This is a genomic window from Streptomyces sp. sk2.1, assembly GCF_008120935.1.
Lineage (GTDB): Bacteria > Actinomycetota > Actinomycetes > Streptomycetales > Streptomycetaceae > Streptomyces.
In genome coordinates, this window is sequence record NZ_RDBO01000065.1 from 167,812 (window position 1) to 184,207 (window position 16,396).

Consider the following 16,396-nt stretch of genomic DNA (forward strand, 5'->3'; position numbering starts at 1 on the left):
CACCGCCGGAGAGGCCGTGGCCATGCGGAACGTACGATTGCGGCCATGCGAAACCGCCCGATCCCCGGCAGTTCCGGCCTGATCCGCGCCATGAGTCTGCTCGGCGATCCGGTGCTGCACGGCGCCTGCGAACCCGTCACGGACTTCGGCCCCCCGCTCGCCCGGCTCGTCGAGGACATGTACGCCACCATGTACGCGGCCGAGGGGGTCGGCCTCGCGGCCAACCAGATCGGCGTTCCGCTGCGGGTGTTCGTCTACGACTGCCCGGACGACGAGGACGTCCGCCATCTCGGACATCTCGTCAACCCGACGCTCGTCGAGGCGGACGGCATCACCGTACGCGGCCCGGAGGGCTGTCTGTCGCTGCCGGGGCTGGAGGCGGGCACCCCGCGCTTCGACCGCGCCGTCGTCGAGGGGTTCACGGTGGAGGGCGAGCCGGTGCGGGTCACCGGCACCGGCTTCTTCGCGCGCTGCCTCCAGCACGAGTGCGACCACCTCGAAGGCACCGTCTACACGGACCGGTTGACCGGACTGCGCCGCCGCAGGGCGCTGCGCGCGGCCCGCCGGGCGCCCTGGGCGCGCACCGCCGGCTGAACGCCCGTCGGCCGGCCTCAGAAGCCCGGCCCGCCGGGCCGGTCCTGCGCGGCGGACAGCCGGCCCCACAGCAGGTCCGCCAGGCTGCGCACCAACTGCTCGCGGGAGCAGGGGCGTTCGCCGAGCCACCAGTCGCCGGCCGCGTGCATCATGCCGACGATGCCGTGGCCCCAGATGCGGGCCGTGGCCTCGCTGTCCGGGCCGAGGTCCACCCGCTCGGCGATCACCAGGGCGAGTTCCTCGCCGAGTCGGCGCAGCAGCGGAGCCGAGTGCCGCCCGACGTCGAACCCCTGCTCCGTCGAGGGGGCCGCGTCGTCGGCGGGGTGCATCAGGAAGCGGTAGACCTGGGGGCGGGCCTCGATCGCCGCGAGGTAGGTGTCGAGCGTCGACTCGACGCGCTGCCGGCGCTCGGCGGGGGCGTCGAGCGCGGCGCGCAGGGCGATCAGCAGGGCGTCGGTGTGGCGCTTGGCCAGGGCGCGGTAGAGGCCGCCCTTGTCGCCGAAGTGCCGGTAGAGGATGGGCTTGGTGATCCCGGCCTCCGCCGCGATGGCGTTCATCGAGGCGCCGGGACCGTCCCTGAGCACCACGCGGTCGGCGGCTTCGAGCAGCTCGCGACGGCGGTTTTCGGCCGCCGTCCGCTGGCGCTCGGCCTGTCGTGTGGTCTCCATGTCGTTTCTCCCCGCCCTGGCCGTGCCCTGTACGTCCTGCCTGCGCAACGTAACACTCTGCCCAGGGGAGCGCGGATCGGAAGCGGTGTGGTTGACAGAGGCTACTTGTCGGTAACAGACTGCGGTTACCGCAAGTAACGAGTGGTTTTCACGGCAGTACGTGGAGGGGAACATGGCGGAGTTCACGCTCGAACTCAACGACGACCAGAAGCAGGTGCGTGACTGGCTTCACGGTTTCGCCGCGGACGTGATCCGGCCGGCGGCCTCGGAGTGGGACGAGCGTGAGGAGACTCCCTGGCCCGTCATCCAGGAGGCGGCCAAGGTCGGCATCTACTCCCTCGACTTCTATGCCCAGCAGTTCTTCGACCCCACGGGTCTGGGCATCCCGATGGCGATGGAGGAGCTCTTCTGGGGCGACGCGGGCATCGCCCTGTCGATCGTCGGAACGGGCCTCGCGGCCGTGGGCGTCCTGGCCAACGGCACCGAGGAGCAGATAGGCACCTGGATCCCGCAGATGTACGGCGACCCCGACGACGTCAAGGTCGCCGCCTTCTGCTCCTCCGAGCCGGACGCGGGCTCCGACGTGGCCTCGATGCGCACCCGCGCGGTGTACGACCAGGCCAAGGACGAGTGGGTGCTGAACGGCACGAAGACCTGGGCGACCAACGGCGGCATCGCCAACGTCCACGTGGTCGTCGCCGTGGTCGACCCGGAACTGGGCTCCAAGGGGCACGCCTCGTTCATCGTGCCGCCGAACACCCCCGGCCTCTCCCAGGGCCAGAAGTTCAAGAAGCACGGCATCCGCGCCTCGCACACCGCCGAGGTGGTCCTGGAGGACGTCCGCGTCCCCGGTCACTGCCTGCTCGGCGGCAAGGACAAGCTCGACCAGCGCCTGGCACGGGCCCGCGAGCGGGCCGCGTCCGGCGGCGAGCGGGTGAAGAACGCCGCGATGGCCACCTTCGAGGCGTCCCGCCCCGCGGTCGGTGCCATGGCCGTCGGCACCGCCCGCGCGGCGTACGAGGTCGCGCTGGACTACGCGAAGACCCGCACCCAGTTCGGCCGGCCGATCATCGACAACCAGGGCGTCGCCTTCCAGCTCGCCGACATGCGGACGCAGATCGACGCGGCCCGGCTGCTGGTCTGGCGCGCCTCGTGGATGGCGACCACCGGGAAGCCGTTCACCTCGGCCGAGGGCTCCATGTCCAAGCTGTACGCGAGCGAGACGGCGAAGAAGGTCACCGCCCAGGCCGTCCAGATCCTCGGCGGCAACGGCTTCACCCGCGAGTACCCGGTGGAGCGGATGCACCGGGACGCGGCGATCTACACGATCTTCGAGGGCACGAGCGAGATCCAGCGCCTGGTCATCGCCCGCACCCTGTCGGGCATGCCGATCCGCTGACGCGGGACGGAACGGGGCGGGGCGGACGCCCCGCCCCGTCGTCGGCCGCCGGGGACGGGACGGCCGACGGACGGGCCCGGCCGGGCTTCCCGGCCGGGCCCGCGACGCAACGGATCAGGCGGGCAGCTGGGCCTCGATGGCGGCGATGAGCTCCGGGGCCTCCGGCTCCACGCGCGGGCGCAGCCGGGCGACCGGCACGCCCGCCGGCGAGATGAGGAACTTCTCGAAGTTCCACTGGACGTCGCCCGCCTCGCCGTCCTCGTCCGCGAGGGCGGTCAGCCGGGTGTAGAGCGGGTGGCGCCCCTCACCGTTCACCTCGATCTTCTCCAGCAGCGGGAAGCTGACCCCGTACGTCGTCGAGCAGAAGGTCTGGATCTCCTCCGCACTCCCCGGCTCCTGGCCGGCGAACTGGTTGCACGGGACGCCGAGCACGGTGAAACCGCGGTCCCCGTACGTGTTCTGGAGCCGCTCCAGACCCGCGTACTGCGGGGTGAGCCCGCACTTCGACGCGACGTTCACCAGCAGGACCGCCCGCCCGTCGTAGTCGGCCAGGGAGGTGGGTTCGCCGGTGAGGGTGCGCAGGGGGATGTCGTGCAGCGTCATGAGGGCCTCCTCGTAGGTGTGGCTACCGGCGGTCATTGTCGCGCCCCCGACCGGCCGACACGAAACCGGTGGCGGAGCTGTTCGAATTCCGCACACGCCGCCGACCTGCGGGAGCCCGGTCCCGCACCGGACGGGGCGTGACCCCGACGGGCGACCCGTGACCGGATACGGGCCGGGCCGCCGGACTCCCGTGCCCTGCCCGCCGGTTCGGTGCGGTCTACGCCGTCGCCCCCGGCCGGGCGGGGCCGATGGCCTTGTAGTAGAGCGTCGTCGGCTTCAGGACCCCGGCCGGGTCGCCCGCGTAGTCCGGGATCGAACCGCACCGCGTCCAGCCCGCCGAACGGTAGAGCCGCTCGGCGGGGCTGCCGCTCTCGGTGTCCAGGACCAGCAGCGTGACGCCGGACTCGGCGGCCGACCGCTCGGCGGTGTCGAGCAGCGACCGGCCGAGCCCCCGGCCGCGGGCCGACGAACGGACCATCAACTTGGCCACCTCCGCGCGGTGGCGGGCGTTGGGCAGCCGGGCCCGGGCCAGCGTGACGGTTCCGGCCACCCGCTCCGCGTCGAGGGCGATCCAGACCTGGAGGAGACCGGCGTCGACGGCCTCGGCCCGCTCCCGCCACCAGGCGGCGGCCACGCCCCGGTCCAGCGGCGCGAGGAAACCCACCGACGAGCCGCCGTCCACGGCGTCCATCAGCAGTGCGGCCAACTCATCGGCGTAGGTGATCAGTTCGGGTCCGGACGCACGGACGATCCCGGTCATGGGCGGAGTCCTTTCATGGGGTTCACGGATGCCGCGGTCCTCTTCCCGGCCGTCGGGGCCGTCGGGCCGTCACGGCAGGACGATCATCAGCGCGTAGCGGACCGGCTCCGGCCCGGGACAGTGGAAGTGCGAGGGGCCGCGCAGCCGGAAGCGGAGGCAGTCGCCGCTGCGCACCGTGTGCGCGGTGCCGTCGACGGTGATCTCGACCGTTCCCTCCAGTACCCAGACGTGCTGCTCCATCCCCGGCACGGGCGCGTCCTCGTAGGCGATGGCGGCCCCCGCGTCGAGGATGCCCTCGACGACCTCCGCGCGCAGACCGGCGTGCGGCGGCGAGACCGACCGGCGTACGAAGCCCGACGCATCGTCCCGCCACACCGACTGCCGTGCCGCGGGGACGAGTTGCGGGGCCTCCGCCTCCACCTCCAGCAGCAGCCGGGACATCGTCCGCCCGTAGACCGTGCACAACCTGCCGAGCAGGGACGCCGTCGGGCTCAACTCGCCGCGCTCCAGCCGGGACAGCGTGGAACGGCTCACCCCGCTGCGCCGCGAGAGTTCGTCCAGCGACCAGCCGCGCTCGGCGCGCAGCCCGCCCAGCCGGGCGGCGAGCCGGGCATCGACGGAGTCGGGCTCCATCTCCTCGGGTTCTCCCATGACGGAGACAATATCCCGGGCTTGAGACGGATCGGGCCGTGGCGACGCCGCACGCCCCGTCCGTTCTGCCGAACGGGTGGCGACGTGCCAGGCTTGTCCGGAGGAGGCCCCGGTGGCCCGACCCGGGCCGCCGGACCGCTCTGCTACCCGAGGAGGCCGCAATGGCCAGCACTGGTCACGCACCGGGAGCGGTGCCCAGCGCCACGAGTTCGCACCAGCCCTTCCGGTTCGGCTGGACCGCTTTCGCGGCGGTCCTGATGATCTTCGGCGGGGCGATGACGATCTTCGAGGGCATCGCCGCCATCGCCAAGGACGACGTGTTCGTCGTCGCACGCGACTACCTGTTCCGGTTCAACCTCACCGGCTGGGGCTGGATCCACCTCATCCTGGGCATCGTCATCCTCATCGCGGGTTGCGCGCTGTTCACCGGCGCCGCCTGGGCGCGCGTCGTCGGCATCGTGATCGCGGGACTGTCGGGACTCGCCAACTTCCTGTGGCTGCCCTACTACCCGTTCTGGGCGCTGGTGCTCATCGCCATCAACGTCTTCATCATCTGGGCCCTGTGCGCGGACCCGTACAAGGAGAGGGTCACCTAGGGTCTTCCGTTCGGGTCGGGCCGGGTCGGCGGGCGCGCGTGTCGGGGCACGCGAGCCCGGCATGATCCGAAGCGGGAGGCCCCGGGGCGGAGAAAGGCCGGCCGGGCGTCTCAGGACGCCTCGGCCGCCGGGAGCCGGCCCGCGCGCACCGCGTCGACGAGTGCCCGGTGGTCCCGCTCGTTGCGGTCGGCGTACTTCTCGGCGAAGCGCGCCACCGCCCGGTCGAACGCGGGCCCGCGACCCAGGTACGCGGCGATGGCGATCCGGTCCCCGGAACGCGCGTGGGCCCGTGCCAGCGTGGCGCCGCACACCTCGCCGAACACCCGCATGCCGGACGGCACCATCTCCTCCGGCTCGGCGATCCCCTTCCAGTCGCGCAACTGGCGCACGTAGAAGTCGCGGCGCCGGCCGTCCAGGCCCTCCACCCGCTCCCAGCCGAGGAAGATGTCGCTCGCCGCCTGCATCATCCGCTGGCCCGAGACCACGCGCTCGCCCTGGTTGTCGCAGGAGGAGGCACCGACATGGGGCGCGAGGACCGAGACGTCGGCCTCCTTGGCCTGGAGGAGGAGCGGGTCGTCGCCGTCCCGGCCGAGCATGAGGATGATCCAGCAGCGCGTGCCGACGCTGCCGACGCCGACCACCTTGCGCGCCATGTCCACGAACCGGAAGTCCGAGAGCAGGGCCCGCCGGTCCGACGGCAGACTGTGTCCGTAGCGCGTGATCAGCCCGCGGAACAACTGCTGCACCGCGTCGCGCTCGACGTCCGGGAGCAGATCGGCCACCGGCACCAGCAGCGGCGGGTCCGCCGCGATGCGCGGCTGCCCGTCCACCGTCTCGGTGAGTCTGCCGAACGCCTGCAGACTGTCCCGGGTACGGGCCTTCGCCGCGACCCGGTCCAGCTGTCTGCGGCCGCGCTTCGCCAGCTGCCCGGCCGCCACCTCCTTGAGCCGGTCGATGTCGATCCGCGAGTACCAGACGTCGAGATTGCGCATGCCGGCGAACCGGTGCATCGACTCCCGGTACGACCTCAGCGTGGTGAGCACGATGTCCGCGCGCTCCTTGTCCGTGAAGCCGTTCGCGCGGCCCGCGATGACGAAGCTGGTCGCCAGGCGCTTGACGTCCCACTCCCAGGGGCCGGGCAGCGTCTCGTCGAAGTCGTTGATGTCGAACAGGAGGTTCCGTTCCGGCGACGCCAGCAGCCGGAAGTTCAGCAGATGGGCGTCCCCGCACAGCTGGGCCCTGATCCCGCTGTCCGGGGTGGTGGCCAGGTCGGAGGCCATGATCGCGGCGGCGCCCCGGTAGAAGCGGAACGGCGACTCGATCATCCGCCCGTAGCGGATCGGTACGAGTTCGGGCAGCCTGGCGGCCGACTGGACCTCGAGGATGCCCAGCGGATCGGGCCGGTGGGCCGGTGGTTCGAATTCGGCGTGGCTCGAACGCGGGGTGTCCCGCCTGGCCGCCTTCCCGCGGGCCGCCCGCTGCTCGGGCGTCGCGTGCGGTGCGGTCCGGAGCAGCCGGTCCGGGTCCTGGGGCGTCGAGCCCGGGTCCTGGGACATGGGGACCCTCCTGCCACTGTGCGGGCGCCGCGCCGTACGGCACCGGGAACGGGTCCGCGGGACGGGCGCCTTCCCGGCAGGTGCCCGCGGACCCCGAGTCCGATCATCGCGGCTCGACGGGCTTCCGGCATTCCGGGCCCCGGGCCCGGAACACCGCAAGCCCGGTCGGCGCGACGAGGTCGTCGGGGCGGCACGGCCCGGATCAGTCCCGTTTGTCGTCCCAGGGCGTGCCCAGCCAGCTGTCGAAGGTGGGTATCAGCGCCGCCAGCGCGGCCGCCAGCCGCCAGTCGACCCAGGAGGCGTGGACGTGGATCTCGTTGCCGTCCGAGAGGAACTCCAGCGGAACCTCCCGGCCGGCCCGCCAGATGATGCGACGCGGCCCGCGCGCCACGTCGCCGCCCCCGCTCAGGAGACTGCCCACGCCGATGGCCGTCTGGACGGGCAGCAGCAGCCACCACACGAACCACCAGAAGATCCGGCCCTTGAAGCCGACCGCCTCCGGGCAGCCGGGCTGCGCCACCGTCCACCGGGTCCGCAGCCCCTTGCCGGAGAGAGCCTTCTCCCGCACGAGCGTGCCGATCGTCTCGCCACCCGCGCCCAGCACCCGGTAGACGCAGACGCCGTCGGACGCGGACTCGGTGATCAGCGTGGCCAGCCGGTTGCGGCGCTCCGGGTCCGCCCACAGCACGAGGGAACGCGCCCCCGACTTGCGGGCCGCCAGATACGCGGGAACGCCGCCCGGAGGCAGCTCGCGCTCCACGTGCGCCACCTCCCGGTGCAGGCCGTCGGTTCCGTCGGTCGCCTTGACGACATGACCGACGGGCGCGACCGCCCCCGGGACCGCTGTCTCTGCCCCGCGTCCCTTCTCGGGCCGCATCACCGGCTTCAGCGCCAGCACGTTGCTCATCAGGGAGCCCCCTCCGTCGTGTGCTCGGAAGTCGCACAGTAGACGGCCGCTCTGGGAAGATCGATTCCGTGGTGTCCGCCGAACTCTTCCCCGAGCCCCTCCCCGCCCCGGCCCCCGGCGCCGAGCCCGCGCCCGGGGACGGCCCGGCCGCCCGGCGGCGGGTGGTGCGCTGCCGCCTGTGCGGCCGCCCGCTCACCGGCGCCGAGTCGCGCCGCACCGGCCTCGGCCCCGCCTGCGACGCCAAACTGCACCCCGCGCCCCCGGACATCCGCACCCGCCGCCACGAGGTCGAGCAGGACCCGCTGCCCGGCGTCTGAAGAGGTACGGCTACGAGCCCAGGGCCCGGAACAACCCCTCCTGCACCACGGACACCAGCAGATTGCCCCCGCGGTCGTAGATCCGGCCCCGGGCCAGCCCCCGGCCGCCGGTCGCGACCGGCGACTCCTGGTCGTACAGGAACCACTCGTCGGCCCGGAACGGCCGGTGGAACCACATCGCGTGGTCCAGGGACGCCATGTCGAAACCGCGCGGTCCCCACAGCGGCTCCACCGGGATGCGGACCGCGTCCAGCAGCGTCATGTCACTCGCGTACGTCAGCGCGCAGGTGTGCACCAGGGGGTCGTCGCCCAGCGGGCCGACCGCCCGCATCCACACCGTGCTGCGCGGGTCGGAGCCCTTGACCTCCTCCTTCGTCCAGCGCAGCCGGTCGACGTACCGGATGTCGAAGGGCTGCCGCCGGGCCATCCGCTCCAGCGCCTCCGGCAGCACGCCCAGGTGCTCGCGCACCTCCTCGGCGACGGTCGGCAGGTCCTCCGGATCCGGGACCTCCCGGGCGGGCGGCAGCTGGTGCTCGAACCCCGCCTCCTCCGGCCGATGGAAGGACGCCGTCAGATTGAAGATCGTCCGGCCCTGCTGGACGGCCGTGACCCGGCGCGTGGTGAACGACCGGCCGTCCCGGACGCGCTCCACCTCGTAGACGATCGGCACCCCCGGCCGCCCCGGACGCAGGAAGTACGCGTGCAGCGAATGGACCGGGCGGTCGCCCTCGGTGGTCCGGCCTGCCGCGACCAGCGCCTGCCCGGCGACCTGTCCGCCGAAGACCCGTTGCAGGGACTCCTCGGGACTGCGCCCCCGGAAGATGTTGACCTCGATCCGCTCCAGGTCCAGCAGATCCACCAGGCGCTCGGCGGGGTTCGTCATGCGGTTCGTCTCCACTCTCGCTGCGGTGTCCGCACGGCGGACGCCCTCACAACTGGCCCACGGAGGTGACCTTGACGACGGCCCGGCCCTCCTCGTCGGAAGCGGCCAGGTCGATCTCGGCGCTGATGCCCCAGTCGTGGTCGCCGTTCGGGTCGGCGAATGCCTGCCGGACCCGCCACACCCCGTGCGCCGCGTCCTCCTCGATCCTCAGCAGCTTCGGACCGCGGGCGTCCGGGCCGGTGCCCAGCTCGTCGTACTCGTCCCAGTAGGCGTCCATCGCCTCGCCCCAGGCGTCCTCGTCCCAGCCCGCGTCGCCGTCCAGCTCGCCGAGCTCGCCGACCCGGTCCAGCGCGGCCAGCTCCACCCGGCGGAACATCGCGTTGCGCACCAGCACCCGGAAGGCGCGGGCGTTCGCCGTCACCGGCTTCACCTCGTCGGCCTTCTCCTGCGCCTGCTCGGCCGTCTCGATCTCCGGGTTGGCCAGCTGCTCCCACTCGTCCAGGAGACTGGAGTCCACCTGGCGCACCATCTCGCCGAGCCAGGCGATCAGGTCCTCCAGGTCCTCGGACTTGAGGTCGTCCGGAATGGTGTGCTCCAGCGCCTTGTACGCGCTCGCCAGATAGCGCAGCACGATGCCCTCGGTACGGGCCAGCTCGTAGTGCGAGGTGAACTCCGTGAACGTCATGGCGCGTTCGTACATGTCACGGATCACGGACTTCGGCGACACCGGGTGGTCGCCCACCCACGGGTGGCTCCTGCGGTACACGTCGTACGCGTGCCACAACAGCTCGCTCAGCGGCTTCGGGTACGTGACCTCCTGGAGCAGCTCCATCCGCTCCTCGTACTCGACCCCGTCCGCCTTCATCTGCCCGACCGCCTCGCCGCGCGCCTTGTTCTGCTGCGCCGCGAGGATCTGCCGCGGGTCGTCCAGCGTCGACTCGACGACGGAGACCATGTCCAGCGCGTACGAGGGGGAGTCCGGGGCCAGCAGGTCGAACGCGGCCAGCGCGAAGGTGGACAGCGGCTGGTTGAGCGCGAAGTCCTGCTGGAGGTCGACGGTGAGCCGGACGATGCGGCCCTCCGCGTCCGGCTCGTCGAGCTGCTCCACCACGCCGCCGTCCAGCAGCGAGCGGTAGATCGCGATGGCCCGGCGGATGTGCCGCAACTGCGCCCGGCGCGGCTCGTGGTTGTCCTCCAGCAGCCGCCGCATCGCCTCGAAGGCGTTGCCGGGGCGCGCGATCACGGACAGCAGCATCGTGTGCGTGACCCGGAAGCGCGAGGTCAGCGGCTCCGGATCGGACTGGATCAGCTTGTCGAAGGTGGTCTCCGACCAGGCGACGAAGCCCTCGGGGGCCTTCTTGCGGACCACCTTGCGCTTCTTCTTCGGGTCGTCGCCCGCCTTCTTGACGGCCTTCTCGTTCTCGATGACGTGCTCGGGCGCCTGGGCCACCACGAAGCCCGCCGTGTCGAAACCGGCCCGGCCCGCCCGGCCCGCGATCTGGTGGAACTCCCGGGCCCGCAGTGTCCGCACCCGGGTCCCGTCGTACTTGGTGAGCGCCGTGAACAGCACCGTGCGGATGGGGACGTTGACGCCGACGCCGAGCGTGTCCGTACCGCAGATCACCTTCAGCAGACCCGCCTGGGCGAGCTTCTCCACCAGGCGCCGGTACTTCGGCAGCATGCCCGCGTGGTGCACCCCGATGCCGTGCCGCACATAGCGCGAGAGGTTCTTGCCGAACTTGGTGGTGAAGCGGAAGTTGCCGATCAGATCGGCGATCTTCTCCTTCTCCTCCTTGGTGCACATGTTGATGCTCATCAGCGACTGCGCCCGCTCGACGGCCGCGGCCTGGGTGAAGTGCACGATGTAGACCGGCGACTGCCGGGTGTCCAGGAGCTCGGTGAGCGTCTCGGTGATCGGGGTCAGCCGGTACTCGTAGCTGAGCGGCACCGGCCGGGTCGCCGAGCGGATCACGGAGGTGGGACGGCCGGTGCGGCGGGTCAGGTCCTCCTCGAACATCCGGACGTCGCCGAGCGTGGCCGACATCAGGACGAACTGGGCCTGCGGAAGCTCCAGCAGCGGGATCTGCCAGGCCCAGCCGCGGTCCGGCTCGGCGTAGAAGTGGAACTCGTCCATCACGACCTGGCCGATGTCGGCGTACTTGCCGTCGCGCAGCGCGATGGAGGCCAGCACCTCGGCCGTGCAGCAGATCACCGGGGCGTCGGCGTTGACCGAGGCGTCGCCGGTGAGCATGCCGACGTTCTCCGTGCCGAACAGCTTGCACAGGTCGAAGAACTTCTCCGAGACCAGCGCCTTGATCGGCGCGGTGTAGAAGGTGACCTTGTCCTGGGCCAGCGCGGTGAAGTGCGCGCCCGCCGCGACCAGGCTCTTCCCGGAACCGGTCGGGGTGGACAGGATCACGTTCGCACCGGAGACCACCTCGATCAGCGCCTCCTCCTGGGCCGGATAGAGGGAGATGCCCCGGCTCTCGGTCCATGACGAGAAAGCCTCGAAGAGGGCGTCGGGGTCGTCGGTCGGGGGCAGCTGATCGATAAGGGTCACGCCCCCCATCTTGCCTGCCTTCCGCCCGGATGAGGGAACCGGACGACCGTATGAAGATCATGGGCGATACGCTGCCCACTCAACTCGGCCGTGCCACAACGGCAAACGGCGGCAGGACGATTTTGGGGGCGGAAGCACCATGATGGGACCGGCACACTCGCTGTCAGGGGCGGCGGCCTGGCTGGGGGTGGGCGCCGCGGCCGCCGCCACGGGCCACGCGATGCCGTGGCCCGTCCTCGTCGTGGGCGCGCTCATCACCGCCGGAGCCGCGCTCGCCCCGGACCTCGACCACAAGTCCGCGACCATCTCGCGCGCCTTCGGACCGGTCTCGCGCGGGCTCTGCGAGATCGTCGACAAGCTCTCGCACGCCGTCTACAAGGCGACCAGGATGCGCGGCGACTCGCAGCGCAACGGCGGTCACCGGACCCTGACGCACACCTGGGTCTGGGCCGTCCTGATCGGCGCCGGGGCCTCCGCCGCGGCGGTCACCGGCGGCCGCTGGGCGGTCCTGGGGATCCTCTTCGTCCACCTGGTGCTGGCCGTCGAAGGACTGCTGTGGCGGGCCGCCCGGATGTCCAGCGACGTCCTGGTCTGGCTGCTCGGCGCGACCAGCGCCTGGATACTGGCGGGCGTCCTGGACGAGCCGGGCAACGGCTCGGACTGGCTGTTCACCGCCCCCGGCCAGGAGTACCTGTGGCTCGGGCTGCCGATCGTGCTCGGCGCCCTCGTCCACGACATCGGTGACGCGCTGACCGTATCGGGCTGCCCGATCCTGTGGCCCATCCCGATCGGCCGCAAGCGCTGGTACCCGGTCGGCCCGCCGAAGGCCATGCGGTTCCGGGCCGGCAGCTGGGTGGAGCTGAAGGTGCTGATGCCGGCCTTCATGGTGCTCGGGGGAGTGGGCGGGGCGGCGGCGCTGAACATCATCTGACCACCGGGGCCGGGGCACCGCACGGTGCCCCGGCCCCGACCGCCCCACAGGCCCCCGTCGGGACCGCACGCCTTCCGACCGGGGCTTTTCGTTGCCCCGGGACCGGGACCGGCCGTCCCTCAGCCGTGCCAGGACCGCCACAGCGCCGCGTACGCGCCGTCCGCCGCCACCAGTTCGTCGTGGTTGCCCAGTTCACTGATCCGGCCGCTCTCCACCACCGCGATCATGTCCGCGTCGTGCGCGGTGTGCAGCCGGTGGGCGATCGCCACGACCGTGCGCCCCTCCAGCACCCGGGCCAGCGACCGCTCCAGGTTCCGGGCGGCCCGCGGATCCAGCAGCGACGTCGCCTCGTCCAGCACCAGCGTGTGCGGATCGGCCAGGACCAGCCGGGCCAGGGCGATCTGCTGGGCCTGGGCCGGGGTCAGCGCCAGACCGCCGGAACCGACCTCGGTGTCCAGCCCCTCCTCCAGCGCCCTCGCCCAGCCGTCCGCGTCGACCGCCGCGAGCGCCGTCCACAGCTCCGCGTCCTCGGCACCCGCACGGGCCAGCAGGAGGTTGTCCCGCAGCGAACCGACGAACACGTGGTGCTCCTGGTTGACCAGCGCCACGTGCGCACGCACCTGCTCCGCCCTCATCCGGGACAACTCCGCGCCGCCGAGCGTCACCTCACCCGCGCGCGGGGCGTAGATCCCGGCCAGCAACCGGCCCAGCGTGGACTTGCCGGCCCCCGACGGACCGACCAGCGCCAGCCGGGTGCCCGGCGCCACGTCCAGCGACACCCGGTGCAGGACGTCCAGCCCAGCCCGGTAGCCGAAGCGCACCTCGTCGGCCCGTACCTCCCGGCCGTCCGGGACCACCTCCGCGTCACCCGCGTCCGGCTCGACGTCCCGTACACCGACCAGCCGGGCCAGCGACACCTGGGCGACCTGCAACTCGTCGTACCAGCGCAGGATCAGGCCGATCGGATCGACCATCATCTGCGCCAGCAGCGCACCCGTCGTCAGCTGCCCCACGGTCAGCCAGCCCTCCAGGACGAACCAGCCGCCGAGCAGCAGCACCGCGCCCAGGATCGTCACATAGGTGGCGTTGACGACCGGGAAGAGCACGGAACGCAGGAAGAGGGTGTACCGCTCCCACGCCGTCCACTCCTTGATCCGCCGGTCCGACAGCTCCACCCGGCGCGCGCCCAGCCGGTGTGCCTCCACGGTCCGCCCGGCGTCCACGGTCTCCGCGAGTGCCGCCGCGACCGCCGCGTAACCGGCGGCCTCCGAACGGTACGCGGACGGGGCCCGCCGGAAGTACCAGCGGCAGCCGACGATCAGGACCGGCAGCGCGAGCAGCACCGAGAGCGCCAGCGGCGGGGCCGTCACGGCGAGCGCGCCCAGCAGCAGCCCCACCCACACCACACCGATCGCCAGCTGTGGCACGGCCTCGCGCATCGCGTTGGCCAGCCGGTCGACGTCCGTGGTGATCCTGGAGAGCAGATCACCCGTCCCGGCCCGCTCCAGCACCCCCGGCGGCAGCCCCACCGACCGCACGAGGAAGTCCTCGCGCAGATCGGCCAGCATCTCCTCGCCGAGCATCGCGCTGCGCAGCCGCATCATCCGGGTGAACACGGTCTGCACCACCAGCGCGAGCGCGAACACCCCGGCCGTGCGTTCCAGATGCAGGTCCCGGACCCCGTCGGAGAGATCCTCGACCAGCCCGCCCAGCAGGTACGGGCCGACGATCGAGGCGATCACCGCGATGGCGTTGAACGAGATCAGCACGGTGAACGGCCCGCGATGGCGCCGCAACAGCTCCCGCACATAGCTCCGCACGGTGGCGGGAGTACCCACCGGCAGGGTCGTCGCCGATTCCGGCGCGGCCGGGTCGTACGCCGGTTCCGCGACGCCGATCATGCCCGTTCCCCTATTTCCTCGATCGTCCTGAACGCGTCCCCGGCACCCGGGGCGGCGATCTCGTCGTCCGTCTCGCGCGTCACGACCGCCCGGTAGCGGGGCTCCGTGCGCAACAGCTCGCGGTGCGAACCGACCGCGACGACCGTGCCCCGGTGCGCCAGCACCACCCGGTCGGCCAGGTCGAGCAGCAGCGGCGACGAGGCGAGCACCACGGTGGTGCGTCCCCGGCGCAGTTCCTTGATCCCGGCGGCCACCCGGGACTCCGTGTGCGAGTCGACGGCGGAGGTCGGCTCGTCGAGAACCAGCACCTCCGGGTCGGCCACCAACGAGCGGGCCAGGGCCAGGCGCTGGCGCTGGCCGCCCGAGAGCGAACGGCCGCGTTCGGTGATGCGCGTGGTCATCGGATCGCCGCTCGCGTCGGCGGACGCCTGCGCCAACGCGTCCAGCACGTCACCGCACCGGGCGGCGGCCAGCGCGTCCTCGGCGGCCACCAGGCCGGACGACGGCACGTCCAGCAACTCGCCCAGCGTGCCGGAGAGCAGCACCGGGTCCTTGTCCTGGACGAGCACGGCGGTCCGGGCGGTGTCCAGCGGGAGTTCGTCCAGCGGGACGCCGCCGAGCAGGACGGACGGGACCGTTTCCGGCTTCGGCACGGCTTCGGGCGCCCCGTCCTTCGCCGCGTCCCCGTTCCCGCCCGCGTCCCCGTTCCCGTCGAGGTCCGCGAGGCCGCGGTGCACAGTGCGCGGATGTGGTCGTTGATCTCGGCGATCCAGGTGCTGCTGCCCGGCGTGCTGCTCATCTCGCTGGTCGTGTACGGGGCGGCGCTGGCCCGGGACGGCCGGATCGAGGTCGGCCAGCCGTCCCGCCTCGTCCGGGTCGCCGCAGACCACCGCGGTGAACAGGCCCGCCGGGGCCATCAGCCCGGTGACCGGGTCGTACAGATCACCGGTGGGCGCGGTGTCGAGGCTCGCCGGCCGGTCCGCGCGGCCCAGCGACAGGACCCGCACCGCGCGCCTGGCGGAGGGCCGGGAGAAGGAGTACGCCATCGCGATCTCCTCGAAGTGCCGCAGCGGGAACAGCAGCAGCGCCGCCGCGCTGTACACCGTGACCAGCTGGCCGACCTCGATCCGGCCGTCCCGGGCCAGCGCCGCCCCGTACACGACCAGCGAGATGAGCAGCACGCCGGGCAGCAGCACCTGGATCGCCGAGATCAACGACCACATCCGCGCACTGTGCACCGCGGCCTCGCGGACCTCCTGCGAGGCACGCCGGTAGCGGCCGAGGAACAGCTCCTCGCCGCCGATCCCGCGCAGCACCCGCAGCCCGGCGACGGTGTCCGAGGCCAGCTCGGTCGCCCGGCCCGCCTTCTCCCGCTGGAGGTCGGCGCGCCGGGTGGCCCGGGGGAGCAGCGGCAGCACCGCCAGGGCCAGCAGGGGCACGGAGAGGGTCACCAGGAGGCCCAGCGACGGCAGATAGAGCAGGAGCCCCGTGCAGATCAGCACGAGGGCGGCGGCGGCCGAGGCGAAGCGGGAGAGCGCCTCGACGAACCAGCCGATCTTCTCGACGTCGCCGGTGGACACGGCGACGACCTCGCCCGCGGCGACCCGGCGGGTCAGTGCGGAGCCGAGCTCGGCGGTCTTGCGCGCCAGCAGCTGCTGCACGCGCGCCGCGGCGGTGATCCAGTTGGTGATGGCGGTGCGGTGGAGCATGGTGTCGCCCAGGGCGATCAGCACGCCCAGGACCACGATCAGACCGCCCGCCCATGCGAGCCGGTTGCCGGAACGGTCCACGACGGCCTGCACGGCGAGACCCGCGGCGAGGGGGAGACCGGCCAGCGAACACTGGTGCAGCAGGCCCCAGGCCATCGATTTGAGCTGCCCGCGGAGCTGGTTGCGGCCGAGCCAGAGCAGAAAGCGTGGGCCCGACCGGATATCGGGGTCGCCGGGATCCGAGTACGGAAGATCGCGAATCTGCATGACGTCCCATGGTTCGATGTGCCGGTTCGTGCAGCGAATGCCGCGAACCGTCCCAGGTTCGCCCCGGAACGTCAGTCGGAGCAATTGATTTTCT

15 protein-coding genes are annotated in these 16,396 nt (G+C 72.2%); 5 read left to right on the forward strand and 10 right to left on the reverse strand.

Annotation, left to right across the window (positions count from 1 at the left end; genetic code table 11):
- Window positions 1-45: 45 nt before the first annotated feature.
- Window positions 46-594, forward strand: coding sequence for a peptide deformylase (gene def, locus EAO76_RS23200; RefSeq protein ID WP_187438754.1), 549 nt, complete (start codon window positions 46-48; stop codon window positions 592-594).
- A 17-nt stretch (window positions 595-611) separates the two neighbouring features.
- Here def and EAO76_RS23205 read toward each other — a convergent pair whose 3' ends face one another.
- On the reverse strand, window positions 612-1,262 hold the full coding sequence (locus tag EAO76_RS23205; protein ID WP_148837872.1) for a TetR family transcriptional regulator: 651 nt from the start codon (window positions 1,260-1,262) through the stop codon (window positions 612-614).
- Between the two features lie 172 nt (window positions 1,263-1,434).
- On the opposite strand from EAO76_RS23205, the gene EAO76_RS23210 reads away from it, so the two are divergent.
- A complete protein-coding gene (locus EAO76_RS23210; RefSeq protein WP_148837873.1) occupies window positions 1,435-2,661 on the forward strand; it encodes an acyl-CoA dehydrogenase family protein in 1,227 nt (408 codons plus the stop codon).
- 114 nt (window positions 2,662-2,775) lie between these two features.
- Here the strand turns inward: EAO76_RS23210 and EAO76_RS23215 are convergent, their stop codons facing one another.
- The 3 genes from EAO76_RS23215 to EAO76_RS23225 form a co-directional block, all read right to left on the reverse strand.
- Complete coding sequence (locus EAO76_RS23215) at window positions 2,776-3,264, reverse strand: glutathione peroxidase (protein ID WP_148837979.1); 489 nt, start codon at window positions 3,262-3,264, stop codon at window positions 2,776-2,778.
- A 217-nt stretch (window positions 3,265-3,481) separates the two neighbouring features.
- Window positions 3,482-4,024 (reverse strand): GNAT family N-acetyltransferase, encoded by a 543-nt coding sequence (locus EAO76_RS23220; protein ID WP_148837874.1) that lies wholly within the window; start codon window positions 4,022-4,024, stop codon window positions 3,482-3,484.
- Between the two features lie 69 nt (window positions 4,025-4,093).
- Window positions 4,094-4,675, reverse strand: a complete 582-nt coding sequence (locus EAO76_RS23225) for a helix-turn-helix domain-containing protein (protein WP_148837875.1) — start codon at window positions 4,673-4,675, stop codon at window positions 4,094-4,096.
- A 161-nt stretch (window positions 4,676-4,836) separates the two neighbouring features.
- Between EAO76_RS23225 and EAO76_RS23230 the strand changes: the two genes are divergently transcribed.
- On the forward strand, window positions 4,837-5,271 hold the full coding sequence (locus EAO76_RS23230; protein WP_148837876.1) for a hypothetical protein: 435 nt from the start codon (window positions 4,837-4,839) through the stop codon (window positions 5,269-5,271).
- A gap of 110 nt (window positions 5,272-5,381) precedes the next feature.
- Here the strand turns inward: EAO76_RS23230 and EAO76_RS23235 are convergent, their stop codons facing one another.
- Window positions 5,382-6,827 carry a DUF2252 domain-containing protein gene (locus EAO76_RS23235; protein WP_148837877.1) on the reverse strand — a complete coding sequence of 482 codons (1,446 nt, stop codon included), beginning with the start codon at window positions 6,825-6,827 and terminating at the stop codon, window positions 5,382-5,384.
- 202 nt (window positions 6,828-7,029) lie between these two features.
- Window positions 7,030-7,734, reverse strand: coding sequence for a hypothetical protein (locus tag EAO76_RS23240; protein WP_262375679.1), 705 nt, complete (start codon window positions 7,732-7,734; stop codon window positions 7,030-7,032).
- Between the two features lie 68 nt (window positions 7,735-7,802).
- Between EAO76_RS23240 and EAO76_RS23245 the strand changes: the two genes are divergently transcribed.
- Window positions 7,803-8,051, forward strand: a complete 249-nt coding sequence (locus EAO76_RS23245) for a DUF6011 domain-containing protein (RefSeq protein WP_148837878.1) — start codon at window positions 7,803-7,805, stop codon at window positions 8,049-8,051.
- A 10-nt stretch (window positions 8,052-8,061) separates the two neighbouring features.
- Here the strand turns inward: EAO76_RS23245 and EAO76_RS23250 are convergent, their stop codons facing one another.
- Both EAO76_RS23250 and EAO76_RS23255 read right to left on the reverse strand, forming a co-directional pair.
- On the reverse strand, window positions 8,062-8,934 hold the full coding sequence (locus EAO76_RS23250; protein WP_148837879.1) for an acyl-CoA thioesterase II: 873 nt from the start codon (window positions 8,932-8,934) through the stop codon (window positions 8,062-8,064).
- A 46-nt stretch (window positions 8,935-8,980) separates the two neighbouring features.
- On the reverse strand, window positions 8,981-11,494 hold the full coding sequence (locus EAO76_RS23255) for an RNA helicase (protein WP_148837880.1): 2,514 nt from the start codon (window positions 11,492-11,494) through the stop codon (window positions 8,981-8,983).
- A 139-nt stretch (window positions 11,495-11,633) separates the two neighbouring features.
- Here EAO76_RS23255 and EAO76_RS23260 point away from each other — a divergent pair, with 139 nt between their 5' ends.
- Window positions 11,634-12,425 carry a metal-dependent hydrolase gene (locus tag EAO76_RS23260; RefSeq protein ID WP_148837881.1) on the forward strand — a complete coding sequence of 264 codons (792 nt, stop codon included), beginning with the start codon at window positions 11,634-11,636 and terminating at the stop codon, window positions 12,423-12,425.
- 119 nt (window positions 12,426-12,544) lie between these two features.
- Here EAO76_RS23260 and EAO76_RS23265 read toward each other — a convergent pair whose 3' ends face one another.
- Together EAO76_RS23265 and EAO76_RS23270 are read right to left on the reverse strand one after the other, a co-directional pair.
- Complete coding sequence (locus tag EAO76_RS23265; RefSeq protein WP_148837882.1) at window positions 12,545-14,326, reverse strand: ABC transporter ATP-binding protein; 1,782 nt, start codon at window positions 14,324-14,326, stop codon at window positions 12,545-12,547.
- Window positions 14,323-16,302: an ABC transporter ATP-binding protein gene (locus EAO76_RS23270; protein WP_148837883.1), complete on the reverse strand. Its 1,980-nt coding sequence runs from the start codon at window positions 16,300-16,302 to the stop codon at window positions 14,323-14,325. The genes EAO76_RS23265 and EAO76_RS23270 overlap by 4 nt, the downstream gene beginning before the upstream one ends.
- Between the last annotated feature and the right edge of the window lie 94 nt (window positions 16,303-16,396).

Excerpts from the sequence above, each read along its gene's own strand:
- def (WP_187438754.1), top strand. The coding sequence starts at position 46 with ATGCGAAACCGCCCGATCCCCGGCAGTTCCGGCCTGATCCGCGCCATG.
- EAO76_RS23205 (WP_148837872.1), bottom strand. The coding sequence starts at position 1,262 with ATGGAGACCACACGACAGGCCGAGCGCCAGCGGACGGCGGCCGAAAAC.
- EAO76_RS23210 (WP_148837873.1), top strand. The coding sequence starts at position 1,435 with ATGGCGGAGTTCACGCTCGAACTCAACGACGACCAGAAGCAGGTGCGT.
- EAO76_RS23215 (WP_148837979.1), bottom strand. The coding sequence starts at position 3,264 with ATGACGCTGCACGACATCCCCCTGCGCACCCTCACCGGCGAACCCACC.
- EAO76_RS23220 (WP_148837874.1), bottom strand. The coding sequence starts at position 4,024 with ATGACCGGGATCGTCCGTGCGTCCGGACCCGAACTGATCACCTACGCC.
- EAO76_RS23225 (WP_148837875.1), bottom strand. The coding sequence starts at position 4,675 with ATGGGAGAACCCGAGGAGATGGAGCCCGACTCCGTCGATGCCCGGCTC.
- EAO76_RS23230 (WP_148837876.1), top strand. The coding sequence starts at position 4,837 with ATGGCCAGCACTGGTCACGCACCGGGAGCGGTGCCCAGCGCCACGAGT.
- EAO76_RS23235 (WP_148837877.1), bottom strand. The coding sequence starts at position 6,827 with ATGTCCCAGGACCCGGGCTCGACGCCCCAGGACCCGGACCGGCTGCTC.
- EAO76_RS23240 (WP_262375679.1), bottom strand. The coding sequence starts at position 7,734 with ATGAGCAACGTGCTGGCGCTGAAGCCGGTGATGCGGCCCGAGAAGGGA.
- EAO76_RS23250 (WP_148837879.1), bottom strand. The coding sequence starts at position 8,934 with ATGACGAACCCCGCCGAGCGCCTGGTGGATCTGCTGGACCTGGAGCGG.
- EAO76_RS23260 (WP_148837881.1), top strand. The coding sequence starts at position 11,634 with ATGATGGGACCGGCACACTCGCTGTCAGGGGCGGCGGCCTGGCTGGGG.
- EAO76_RS23265 (WP_148837882.1), bottom strand. The coding sequence starts at position 14,326 with ATGATCGGCGTCGCGGAACCGGCGTACGACCCGGCCGCGCCGGAATCG.
- EAO76_RS23270 (WP_148837883.1), bottom strand. The coding sequence starts at position 16,302 with ATGCAGATTCGCGATCTTCCGTACTCGGATCCCGGCGACCCCGATATC.